This window comes from Micromonospora sp. CCTCC AA 2012012, from assembly GCF_040499845.1.
In the GTDB taxonomy this organism is placed as follows: Bacteria; Actinomycetota; Actinomycetes; order Mycobacteriales; family Micromonosporaceae; genus Micromonospora; species Micromonospora mangrovi.
The window spans coordinates 2,661,163-2,674,469 of sequence record NZ_CP159342.1 but is presented as its reverse complement, the minus strand read 5'-3'; the positions used below and the strand labels follow the sequence as shown (position 1 = coordinate 2,674,469).

Annotated in this window: 2 protein-coding genes; both read left to right on the top strand. The window is 76.6% G+C overall.

The features are described 5' to 3' along the window. Positions 1-129: 129 nt before the first annotated feature. Positions 130-12,570, top strand: a complete 12,441-nt coding sequence (locus ABUL08_RS11960; RefSeq protein ID WP_350937452.1) for a non-ribosomal peptide synthetase/type I polyketide synthase — start codon at positions 130-132, stop codon at positions 12,568-12,570. Then, positions 12,563-13,306, top strand: a complete 744-nt coding sequence (locus ABUL08_RS11955; protein WP_350937450.1) for a thioesterase II family protein — start codon at positions 12,563-12,565, stop codon at positions 13,304-13,306. Before ABUL08_RS11960 ends, ABUL08_RS11955 begins: the two co-directional genes overlap by 8 nt. Position 13,307: the final 1 nt, after the last annotated feature.

Genomic DNA, 13,307 nt, shown 5'->3' with positions numbered 1-13,307 from the left:
TGGAACACCGCCGGCGCTGGCAATCTCCCTACACCTGCCCCGCACCCGCCCGCAGCACGCCCACGTGTAGGGGAATCACCAGCCGGATCCACCAATCCTTGGGCTGGTCACCGAGCGGGGGGTGCGGACGTGTCGAGCGCGACCGAGGTCGAGGCATGGATCGTGGCGCGGGTCGTCGAGGCGCTGGGTGATCCGGGGGTCGAGGTGGACCCGGACGCGCCCCTGGCCGACTTCGGGCTCTCCTCCCGGCAGGCGGTGACCCTGGTCGGTGGGCTCGCCGAGGAGTACGGCGTCGACCTCGAACCGACCGTGTTCTGGGAGCACCCGACGGCACGGACGCTGGCCGCCCACGTCCACGCGCTCCGCGCCGCCGCGCCGGGCGACGCGGGCACGTCGACCCCGCCGCCGCCCGCCGCCGCCGAACCCTCGACCGACCCGGGGACGGCCGCGCCGATCGCCGTGGTGGGGATGGCCGCCCGGATGCCCGGCGCCGCCGACCTCGACGCGTACTGGGAGTTGCTGAGCGGCGGCGTCGACGCGGTCGCCCGGGGTGGTTCCGCCCGGATCGGCAGCCCCCGCCCGCACGGGCTGCTCGACCAGGTCGACGGCTTCGACGCCCCGTTCTTCGGGGTGTCCGCCCGGGAGGCGCCGCACCTCGACCCCGCGCAGCGGCTGCTGCTGGAGGCCGCCTGGTCGGCGGTGGAGCACGCGGCCATCGACCCGCGTACCCTCGCCGGCACCCGGACCGGCGTCTTCGTCGGCGTCGGCGCCGGTGACTACGCCCGGCTCCAGGCCGCCACGGCCGCGCCCGCCGGGCCGCACACCGCCACCGGCATCGCCCCGTCGATCACCGCGAACCGCGTCTCGTACGCCCTGGACCTGCGCGGGCCGAGCGTGGCGGTCGACACGGCCTGTTCGTCGTCGCTGGTCGCCGTACACCTGGCGGTGCGGGCGCTGCGCGCGGGCGACGCGGACGCGGCGCTCGCCGCCGGGGTCAACCTGATCCTCGACGGCGCCGTCACCGACGTCCTCGCCGACGCCGGGATGATGGCCGCCGACGGCCGGTGCAAAACCTTCGACGCCGCCGCCGACGGCTACGTCCGCGCCGAGGGCTGCGGCGCGGTGCTGCTCAAGCCGCTCACCGCCGCGCTGCGGGACGGCGACACGGTGTACGCGGTGATCCGCGGCACCGCGATCAACTCCGACGGCCGCAGCAACGGGCTGACCGCGCCGAACGGTACGGCCCAGGCCGCCGTCGTCCGCGCCGCGCTGGCCGACGCGGGCGTCCCCGCCACCGAGGTCGACTACGTCGAGGCGCACGGCACCGGCACCCCGCTCGGCGACCCGATCGAGGTCGCCGCGCTCTGCGAGGTGCTCGGCGCCGGCCGTGCGCCCGACGAGGCGTTCCTGGTCGGTTCGGTGAAGACGAACATCGGGCACGCCGAGGCCGCCGCCGGCATCGCCGGCCTGATCAAGGTCGCGCTGATGCTGCACCACGAGACGGTGGTGCCGCACCTGCACCTGCGGCGCCCCAACCCGGGCCTGGTCGCCGGCCCCTACCGGGTACCCACCGCGCGGGGGCCGTGGCCGCGGCGGGACCGGCCGTCGCGGGCCGGGGTCAGCTCGTTCGGCTTCGGCGGCACCAACGCGCACGTGGTCGTGGAGGCGGCCCCCGCACCCCGGGCCGTCCCGCCCGCCCCGCCGCGCGCCGCCCACCTGCTCCCGCTGACCGCCGTCGACGCCGCCGCGCTGCGCGCCCTCGCCGGCCGGTACGCCGACCACCTGCGCGCCCGGCCGGAGCTGTCGGTCGCCGACCTGGCGCACACCTGCCGGGTCGGCCGGGCCGCGCACCGCGAGCGGGCGGTGGCCGTGGTCGACGGCCGGGACGCCGCGCTCGCCGCGCTCGACGCGGTGGCGGCCGGTACGCCACACCCGACGGTGCACCGGGCGAGCGTGCCCGTGGCGGGACCGGGACGGGTCGCGATGGTCTTCACCGGCCAGGGCGCCCAGTACGCCGGCATGGCGGCCGGCGCGTACCGCACCGAGCCGGACTTCGCCGCCGCCCTCGACGAGGCCACCGACCTGCTCCGCGACACGCTGCCCCGACCCCTGCCCGACCTGCTGTGGGGCGGCACCGACCACCTCGACGACACCCGCTGGGCGCAGCCCGCGCTGGTCGCGGTCGAGGTGGCCCTGGCCCGGATGTGGGCGGCCCGGGGCCTGCGCCCCGACGTGGTGGTGGGGCACAGCCTCGGGCAGCTCGCCGCGGCCTGCGTCGCCGGGGTGTTCGACCTGGCCGACGCGCTGCGGCTGGCGGCGGCGCGGGGCGAGGCGATGGCCGCGCACTGCCCGCCCGGCGCGATGCTCGCGGTGCTGGCGCCGGAGGCCGAGGTGGTGGCGCTGCTCGACGGCACCGGGCTGACCGTCGCGGCGGTGAACGGCCCCGCGCACACCGTGGTCTCCGGCCCGCCGGAGGCCGTCACCGCGTTCGCCGCGACCCTCGACGCGCGGGGCGTGCCGACCCGCGCGATGCGGGCGGCCCACGCGTTCCACTCGCCGATGATGGCGCCGGCGCAGGCACCGTTCGCCACGTCCCTGCGGACGGTGACCCGCCACGCCCCGACGATCACCCTGGTCGACGACCTCGGCGGCGGGGTGTGCGACGCCGCCCCCGACGACGAGCACTGGCTGCGGCACTGCGTCGCGCCGGTGCGCTTCGCCGACGCGGTCACCCGGCTGGTCGAGCTGGGCTGCACGACCGTGGTGGAGGCGGGGCCCCGCCCGACGCTGACCGGGTTGGGCCGCCGGGCCGCCGGGGGCGGACTGTGGGTGCCGTCGCTGCGGCCCGACGTCGACGACGAGGTCGCCCTGACCACCGCGACCGCCCGGCTCGTCGCGGCCGGGCACCGGGTGGGCGGCGGGACCGCCGGCCGCCGCGTCGCGCTGCCCGGCTACCCGTTCCAGCGCACCCGGCACTGGTTCACCCCGGGGGCGACCGCCGCCGGGCCCGACGCCGCGAAGGAGCCCGTCGCCGTGGCCACCGCCGACCCCGAGGACGCGATCCTCGCCTCCCTCACCGACCTGGTCACCCGGGCCCTCGACGCGCCCGCGCCGGTCGAGCCGGACGCGTCCTTCCTGGAGTTGGGCGCGGACTCGATCGTGCTGTTCCAGACCCTCCAGTCGGTGCAGAAGACCTACCAGGTGCCGGTGGCGATCGCCCGGCTCTTCGAGGAGCTCTCCACGCCGCGCCGGCTGGCCGCCCACCTCGCCGCCGAGGCGCCGCCGGCCGTGCTGGCCGGCCTCATCCCGCAGCCGCAGCCGGCAGATCCGGTCGGTCCGCCGCCGGTGGTCGCCGCCGCGCCGGCCGGGGACGTCGCCCGCTACCTGGAGGTGCACGAGCGGGTCATGCGTCAGGCGTACGACCTGCTGCGCGGCGGCGGGACCGCGCCCGCGCCGCCGCCCATGGCCGCCCCGCCGGCGGTGGCCGTGGCCGCGCCGTCGCGCACCGTGGCCCGGGTGTCGGCGGACGTCTACAAGCCGTTCCGTCCGGACCAGTCGGCGCTGGCCAGCCAGCTCGACGCGGCGCAGCGGGCCGCCGCGGCGGCGATCGTCGAGCGGTACCGGGCGCGTACCGCCGCCTCCGGGGAGCGGGCCGCCCGCGAGCGCCCGGTGCACGCCGACATCCGGCACGTCAACGAGCCGCAGCCGCTGTTCCGGCCGGTCCGCTATCCGCTGGTCGTCGACCGGTCGGCGGGCTCCCGGGTGTGGGACCTCGACGGCCACGAGTACGTCGACGTGACCATGGGCTTCGGTGTGAACCTCTTCGGCCACAACGAGCCGTTCATCACCGACGCCGTCCGCGCCCAGCTCGACCGGGGCATGCAGCTCGGCCCGCAGCCCGACCTGGCGGCCGAGGTCGCCGAGCTGGCCCGCCGGTTGACCGGCAAGGAGCGGGTGACGTTCTGCAACACCGGCTCCGAGGCGGTGATGCTGGCGATCCGGATGGCCCGCGCGGTCACCGGCCGCGACAAGATCGCGATCTTCGGTGGGGCGTACCACGGCATCGCCGACCCGGTCCTCGCCCAGCAGGACGTCGCCGCGGCCGACGGCTCCTCGGTGCCGATGGCCCCGGGCGTGCCGACCGGGATCAGCGACGACGTGATCGTGCTGCCGTACGGGGACGAGAGCGCGCTCGCCGTGCTGCGCGAACGGGCCGGCGAACTCGCCGCCGTCCTGGTCGAGCCGGTGCAGAGCCGCCGGCCCGACCTGCAACCCGTGCAGTTCCTCAAGGAGCTGCGCGAGCTGACCCTGAGCACGGGCGTGGCGCTGATCTTCGACGAGGTGATCTGCGGCTTCCGGATGCACCCGGCCGGCGCGCAGGGGGTCTTCGGCATCGAGGCGGACCTCGCCACCTACGGCAAGGTGCTCGGCGGGGGACTGCCGATCGGCATGGTCGCCGGAGACGCCCGCTTCCTGGACACCGTCGACGGGGGCGCGTGGACGCTCGACCGGCCCGCACCCGCCACGGTCCGTACCTTCTACACCGGCACGTTCTGCAAGCACCCCCTAGCGCTGGCCGCCAGCCGGGCGGTGCTGGCCGAGCTGCTCGCCCGGGGACCGGGGCTCCAGGAGGCGCTCACCGCCCGGGTACGCCGGCTCGCGGAGCGCTGCAACGCGCTCTTCGCCACCGCCGGGGTGCCGATCGAGGTGGTCCACTTCGGCTCGCTGTTCCGCTTCACCTTCCCCGGCCGACCCGCGCGGTCCGAGGTCGTCGAGCTGTTCTTCCTCCTGCTCGGCCTGCACGGCCTGTACGTCTGGGAGGGGCGCAACTGCTTCCTCTCGGTGGCGCACGACGACCGCGACGTGGACGTGGTCGTCGCCGCCGTCACCGCCGCCGTCGCCGAACTGACCTCGACCGGGCTGCTGCCCACCGCCCACCCGACCGCCGTCGACCCGGCCCGACCCGACACCGCCGCGCCGACCCCCGCCACCGGTGCGGCGAGCTACCCGCTCAGCCACGCCCAGCGGGAGGTGTGGTTCCTGCACCAGCTCGGCGCGGACCGGGCCTTCAACGAGACCGCGCTGCTCGACCTCCACGGTGACCTGGACCTGCCCGCCCTCCGGGTCGCGGTGGACGCCGCACTCGGCCGCCACGAGGCGCTGCGCAGCACGATCACCGCCGACGGCACGGCGCAGGTGGTCGGCCCGCGGGTCACCGTCGAGGTGCCCCTGGTCGACCTGCCCGACCCGGCCGCGCGGGACGCCTGGCTGCGGGAGCGGTCCACCTGGCGGTTCGACCCGACCACCGGCCCGCTGGTGACCTGCGCGGTGCTGCGCCTGACCCCCCGGCACCACCAGCTGCACCTGCTCGCCCACCACCTGGTCACCGACGGCTGGTCCTTCGTGGTGCTGTTCCAGGAGGTCATGACCGCGTACGAGCAGGCCCGGGCCGGTCACCGGCCGGTGCTGCCCGACCCGCCCCGGTACGCCGACCACGTGGCCCGCGAACACGCCCTCGCCGCCGGCCCGGAGGGGGAGCGGACGGCGGCCTACTGGCGGGCCCGGTTCGCCGACGGCGTACCCGTGCTGGACCTGCCGACGGACCGCCCCCGCCGGGCCGGGTCGGCGCGCCCCGGTCGCCTGTCCGAGGTGGAGATCGCCGTGCCGGACGCCGCGCTGGCGGCGCGCTGCCGGGCGCTGCGGGTCACCCCGTTCGGCTTGCTGCTCGCCGCCTACTGCTGGACGCTGCACCGGCTGACCGGCCAGGACGACCTCGTGGTGGGCGTGCCGGTGGCCCGGCGTGACTACGAGGGTGCCGACCTGCTGGTCGGACACTGCAGCACCGTGCTGCCGATCCGCAGCCGGCTCACCCCGGGCGACACGCTGGACCGGTACGTGGCGGGCGTGGCGCACGCGGTGGTCGAGGCGTACACCCATCCGGGGTTCGGGGTGGAGCTGCTGCGCGACCGGCTCGGCCACGACGACGCCGCGGAGTTGCTGCGTACCCTGTTCAACCTGCAACGGGCCGCCGCGATGCCGACCGCGACGGGGCTGACCACGGACGTCGGCCGCGGTCCGGTCGCCAACGCCAAGGTGGACCTCTTCGTCGACCTCATCTCGGTCGGCACCGCGCTGCGCGGCTTCGCCGAGTACGACGCCGACCTCTTCGACCCGGCCACCGTCGACCGCCTCCTGGCGGTGTTCGCGCGCGCCGTGGAACTCTTCGTGGCCGGCGACGCCCCCCTCGACTCGCTCGACCCGCTGCCGGCCGCCGACCGTGCGGCGCTGCTGACCGCGGCCCGGGGCGCACGGGCCGGCGACCCGGAGGTCACCGTCGTCGACCTGATCGAGCGGCAGGCCGCCGCCACGCCCGACGCGGTGGCCGTGGTCGCCGGTCCGGTCCGGCTCAGCTACCGCGACCTGATCGGCCGGGCCGACCGGCTCGCCGCCCGGCTGCACGCCGCGGGCGCCCGGCCCGGCACCCCCGTCGGCATCCTGCTCGACCGGGACGAGCGCCTGCCCGTCGCGGTGCTCGCCGCCTGGAAGGCGGGGACCGGGTTCGTCGCCCTCGACCGGAGCGCCCCGCCGGCCCGCCGCGCCGCGATCCTCGCCGACGCGGGCGTCCGGCACGTGGTGAGCGCCGGCCCGGCCGCCGCCGAACTCGCCGGGCTGCCCGTCACCGTGGTGGACCCGGACGTCCCGGCCGAGGGTTCCGCCTTCGCGTCGCGGAGCACCCCGGACGACCTCGCCTACGTCATCTACACCTCCGGCAGCACCGGTACGCCGAAGGGCGTGCTGGTCGGGCACCGGGGCCTCGCCGCGATCGGGGCGGGCTGGCGGGCGGCGTACCGGCTGGAGCGGGTGAGCGCCGTGCTGCAGATGGCGAACTTCGGCTTCGACGTCTTCGTCGGCGACGTGGTGCGCGCGCTGACCAACGGCGCGAAGCTGGTGCTCTGCCCACGGGAGGCGCTGCTCGCCCCGGCCGACCTGCTCGCCCTGATCCGCGCCGAGGGCATCGACTGCGCCGAGTTCGTGCCGGTCGTCGCCACGGCGCTGGCCCGGCACGTCCGGGCGGTCGGCGAGGACCTGGGCCAGCTGCGCCTGCTGATCGTCGGCTCGGACCGGATCAGCACCGCCGAGCTGGACGAGCTGCACGCGGTGCTGGCCGGCGGCGAGCTGGTCAACTCGTACGGGGTGACCGAGGCGACCATCGACTCGACCTGGCAGCGGCACCGGCCGGGCAGCGGCGGCGGGTCGCTGATCGGCGTGCCGTACCCGAACTGCGTGGTCCACTTGCTCGACGACGCGCTGCGCCCGGTGCCCCCGGGCACCCCCGGCGGCCTCTACGTCGGCGGGGCGGGCGTCGCCCTCGGCTACCTGGGCCAGCCGGCCCGCACCGCGGCGGCCTTCGTGCCCGACCCGTACGGGCCGCCCGGCGCGCGGCTCTACCGCACGGGGGACCGGGCCCGGCACCGCGTGGTCGACGGCGAGCTGGTGATCGAGCTGCTCGGGCGGGTCGACAGCCAGGTGAAGGTGCGCGGCTACCGGGTCGAGCCGGCCGAGGTCGAGGCCGCCGTCCGGGCGGTGACCGGCGCGGCGGAGGTGACCGTGCTGGACACCGTCGACCAGGCCGGCGAGGTACGCCTCGTCGCCTACGTCGCCACCACCGCCGCGCCGGACGTCACCGGCTGGCGGGCGGAGCTGCGTCGGCGCCTGCCGCACTACCTGGTGCCGGACGGGTTCGTGCCGGTGGACGCGCTGCCGCTGACCCCGAACGGCAAGGTGGACACCGCCGCGCTGCGGGCCCTGCCGGTGCCGGCCGCCAGCACGAGCGGTCACGTGGCGCCGCGCGACGAGGCGGAGGCGCAGCTCGCGGCGCTCTGGGCCGAGGTGCTCGGCGTCCCGGCGGTCGGGGTCGAGGACGACTTCTTCGCGCTGGGCGGGCACTCGCTGGTGGCGGCGCGGCTGGTCGCCCGGGTGCGCGCGGCCACGGGCCGAGAGCTGCCCGTACGGGTGCTCTTCGAGCAGCCGACGGTGGCCCAGGTCGCACGCTTCCTGGCCGGTGGGTCCGCCTCGGGCCGGTCCCGGGTGGTGCCGGTGCCGCGGGACGGCGACCGGGTGGGGGTGTCGTACGCGCAGCGCCGACTGTGGTTCCTGAGCCGACTGTCGGGGGAGTCGGGGGTCTACAACATCCCGATGCTGCTGCGGGTGTCGGGCGAGGTGGACCCGGCGGCGCTGCGGTTCGCGTTCGGTGACGTGCTGCGTCGGCACGAGGCGCTGCGGACGCTGCTGGTGGAGTCCGGGGAGACGGTGGTCGGCCGGGTGGTCGAGCCGGCCGCGGCGGTGCTCGACGTCCGGGTGGCCCCGGCGGGGGTGGACGCCGACGGCTGGGTGGCGGCCCTGGTGGCCGACGGGTTCGACCTGGCCGCGGAGCTGCCGCTGCGGGTGGGCCTGGTGCGGGACGGGGACTCGTGGCTGGTGGCGGTGGTGGTGCACCACGTGGCGGGGGACGCCTGGTCGATGGCGCCGCTGGCGCGGGACGTGTCGGTGGCGTACGCGGCCCGACTGGCCGGTGCCGAGCCGGACTGGTCGCCGCTGCCGGTGCGGTACGCGGACTTCGTGGCCTGGCAGGAGACGGTGCTCGCCCAGGTGGCGGCGGAGCAGGAGGAGTTCTGGCGGGGGCGGCTCGCGGGTGCCCCGGCGGAGCTGGCGCTGCCGTTCGACCGGCCCCGCCCGCCGGTGCCGTCGCAGCGGGGCGCGGCGGTCCGGTTCGAGGTGGACGCGGCGGTGCACCAGCGGGTGACCGAGGTGGCCCGGGCCGGTCGGGCCAGTGTGTTCATGGTGGTGCAGGCGGTCTTCGCGGCGGTCCTGTCGGCCTGCGGCGCGGGTGACGACGTGGTGCTGGGCACGCCGGTGGCGGGGCGCCCGGACGAGGTGCTGGAGGAGCTGGTCGGGTTCTTCGTGAACACGGTGGTGCTGCGCACCGACCTGTCCGGTGACCCGAGCCTGACCGAGCTGGTCGGCCGGGTGCGCGACGTCGCCCTGGCCGCGTACGACCACCAGGACCTCCCCTTCGAGCAGCTCGTCGAGATCCTCAACCCGGTCCGGGTGACCGGTCGGCATCCCGTCTTCCAGGTGATGATCTCGGTGCAGGATCGGGGACGGGTCGCCGTCGAGCTGCCCGGGCACACCGTCACCGAGCAGCCGGTGCCGGTGACGACCGCGAAGTTCGACCTGAACCTCCAGCTCCACGAGCGCTACCACCCGGACGGGTCGGCCGCCGGCATCCACGCCAGCCTGGAGTACGCCACCGACCTGTTCGACCACGACACCGTCGTCGCCCTCGCCGGGCGGATCACCGACCTGCTCGACGCCGCCACCGGCACGCCCGACACGCCGCTGTCCCGGCACGACCTGCGCCGGCCGGCCGAGCGCGCGGCGATGCGGGGCTGGGGCGGCGAGGCGTGCGCGCTGCCCGTCGAGACCCTGCCGGAGCTGATCGCCGCGCAGGTCGCCCGTACCCCGGCGGCGACCGCGCTCGTCGCCGGCCCGGACACCTGGACGTACGCCGAGCTGGACGCCTGGTCGGCGGCGCTCGCGGCGCGGTTGGCCGACCGGGGCGCCGGGCCGGGCGTGCTGGTCGGTGTGCTGGTCCCGCGCACCCCGGCGCAGGTGGCCGCGGTGCTGGCGGTCACCCGCACCGGCGCGGCGTTCCTGCCGCTGGACCCCGAGCACCCCGCCGGGCACGTCGAGCGGCTGCTCGACCGGGCCGGCGTACGGCTGGTCGCCACCACCGGGGACCTCGCGCCGACGCTCCCCGCGCACGTCGACGCGGTGCCCGTCACGGCCGACGTCACCGCCCCCGTCGCCGTCGCGGACCGCCGCCCGGCCGCCGACGACGCCGCGTACGTCATGTTCACCTCCGGCTCGACGGGCGAGCCGAAGGGCGTCGTCGTGCCGCACCGCGGGGTGGTCAACACGGTGTGCTGGTGGCAGTCCGTGGCGGCGCTGACCGACGCGGACCGGGTGCTGTTCAACACGCCGCTCACCTTCGACCCGTCCATGGTGGAGCTCTTCGGCACCCTCGCCCACGGGGCGACCCTGGTGATCGGCGACCCCGACGGGCACCGCGACCCGGCCGCCCTGGCCCGGCTGCTCGGCGCCGCGCGCGTCACCGTCGCCAAGTTCGTGCCGACGGTCCTGCGGGAGGTCCTCGCGCAGCCGCGGCTGCGCGAGGCGACGGCGCTGCGCCAGGTGTTCTGCGGCGGCGAGCCGCTCCCCGCCGACCTGGCCACCGCCTGCCACGCGACGCTCGGCGTGCCGCTGCACAACCTCTACGGCCCGACCGAGGCCGCCATCGAGACCGCCGCCGGCCCGGCCGACCCGGACGGCGGCACCGCGATCGTGCCGCTCGGCCGGCCGATCTGGAACACCGTCGTGCACGTGCTCGACCGGCACCTGCGACGGGTGCCCCCCGGCACGCCGGGGGAGCTGTACGTGTCGGGTCCCGGCGTCGCGCGGGGCTATCTGGGCGCGCCCGGCCCGACCGCCGCGGTGTTCCTGCCCGACCCGTACGCGGGCGGCGGGGCCCGGATGTACGCCACCGGTGACCTGGTCCGGTGGAGCGCCGACGGGCGCCTGGAGTACCTGCGTCGCCGCGACGACCAGCTCAAGGTCCGGGGTGTCCGGGTCGAGCCCGGCGAGGTCGAGGCGGCGCTGCGCGCGTTGCCGGGGATCACCGGCGCGGCGGTTGTGGTCCGGGACGACCAGCTCGTGGCGTACCTGACCGGTGCCGACGCGCGGAACCTGGCGGCGGTGCGGCGTCGGCTGCGCGACCGGCTGCCCGCGGCCCTGGTGCCGAGCCAGCTCGTCGCCCTGCCCGCCCTGCCGCAACTGGCCAACGGGAAGACCGATCGGCGGGCGCTCGCCGACCGGCCGCTGGAGCGGCCCACCGCGTCGTCCTACGTCGCGCCCCGGACGGCGCTGGAGGAGCAGTTGGTGGGCCTCTGGAGCGAGGCGTTGGGGCGGACCGGGATCGGCGTGGCCGACGACTTCTTCGCCCTCGGTGGACACTCGCTGGTGGCCGCGCGGCTGGTCACGCGGGTGCGGGCGGTGTCCGGTCTGGAGCTGCCGGTCCGGGTGCTGTTCGAGCGTCCGACCGTGGCCGAGGTGGCGCGCTACCTGGCCTCCGCCGCCGTGGCCGGTGGCGGGTCCCGGGTGGTGGCGGTGCCGCGCACGGGTGACGAGGTGGGATTGTCGTACGCCCAGCGTCGGCTGTGGTTCCTGACCCGGCTGTCCGGGGTGTCCGGGGTCTACAACATCCCGATGGTGCTGCGGGTGTCGGGCGCGGTGGAGCCGGCGGCGCTGCGGTCCGCCGTCGACGACGTGGTACGCCGGCACGAGGTGCTGCGGACGGTGGTCGTGGAGTCCGGCGGCGTGCCGGTGGGGAAGGTGCGGCCGGTCGACGAGGTGACGGTCGACTTCCGGGTGGCGCCGGCCGGGGTGGACGCCGACGGCTGGGTGGCGGGCCTGGTGGGTGACGGGTTCGACCTGGCCGCCGAGCTGCCGCTGCGGGTGGGGATCGCGCGGGACGGGGACACCTGGCTGCTGGCGGTGGTCGTGCACCACGTGGCCGGCGACGCGGGCTCGATGGCGTCGCTGGCCCGCGACGTGTCGGTGGCGTACGCGGCCCGACTGGCCGGTGCCGAGCCGGGCTGGTCACCGCTGCCGGTGCAGTACGCGGACTTCGTGGTCTGGCAGGAGAGCCTGCTGAAGCGGGTGGCGGCCGGGCAGGAGGAGTTCTGGCGTCGGGCGCTGGCCGGTGCGCCGGCCGAGCTGCCGCTGCCGTTCGACCGGCCGCGCCCGGTGATGCCCACCCAGCGCGGCGCGGCCGTCGGGTTCCACATCGACGCGGAGGTGCACCAGCGGGCGATGGACGTCGCCCGGACCGGTCGGGCCAGTGTCTTCATGGTGGTGCAGGCGGTCTTCGCGGCGGTCCTGTCGGCCTGGGGCGCGGGTGACGACGTGGTGCTGGGCACGCCGGTGGCGGGGCGCCCGGACGAGGTGCTGGAGGAGCTGGTCGGGTTCTTCGTGAACACGGTGGTGCTGCGTACCGACCTGTCGGGTGACCCGAGCCTGACGGAACTCGTGGCCCGGGTGCGGGACGTCGACCTGGCCGCCTACGACCACCAGGACCTGCCCTTCGAGGACGTGGTGCGGGTGGTGAACCCGCCCCGCGCGCTGAACCGGCACCCCGTCTTCCAGGTCATGATCGTCGCTCAGGACCGCGAGGAGGTCGAGGTCGAGCTGCCCGGACTGGTGCTCACCGAGGAACCGCACACCTCCACCACCGCCAAGTTCGACCTCAACCTGCACCTGCGCGAGCGCTACCACCCGGACGGGTCGGCCGCCGGCATCCACGCCAGCCTGGAGTACGCCACCGACCTGTTCGACCACGACACCGTCGCCGCCCTCGCCGGGCGGATCACCGACCTGCTCGACACCGCCACCGCCACGCCCGACATGCCCCTGCGCGGGGCGCTCGCCGCGGGGGCCGCCGCACATGCCTGAGCTGACGCGGCCGTACCTGCCGATCCGCGCCGGTGCGGCCCTGCCGCGGCTGCGGCTGTTCTGCTTCCCGCACGCCGGTGGCGCGGCGTCGGCGTACCGGCGGTGGCTGCGCGACGTGCCCGACGGGGTGGAGATCCTGCCCGTGCAACTGCCCGGCCGGGAGAACCGGCTGGCGGAGACCCCGCACACCGACCTCGCCACCCTGGTCGACGAGCTGGCCGACGCCCTCGCCGCCCACCTCTGCGTGCCGTACGCGCTGGTGGGCAACAGCCTGGGCGCGTTGGTCGCCACCGAGCTGGCCCGGGAGCTGGCTCGGCGCGACGCCCCCGCGCCGGCGCACCTGGTGGTGGCCGCCGCCCCGCCGGACGTCCGCCGCGACCTGGCACCGGTCGCCGGGCTGCCCGACGCAGCGCTGATCGCCGCGATCCACGACCGGCACGGCGGCATCCCGGTGGACCTCGCCGCGGACCCGGCGTTCGCGCAGTTCATCGTCACGCCGCTGCGGGCCGACATGACCCTGGTCGAGAGCTGTCGGCCGGCCGCCGCACCGGTGCTCGGCTGCCCGCTGACCGCCTTCGTCGGGGACCGGGACACCACCGTGGACCTCGCCGACCTCCAGGGCTGGCGGGCGGTCTCCACCGGCGCGTTCGTCGCGCACGAGCTGACCGGGGACCACTTCGCCCTGCTGCACCACCGCGACCGCGTCCTCGCGGCCGTATCGACCACGAGAGGATGAC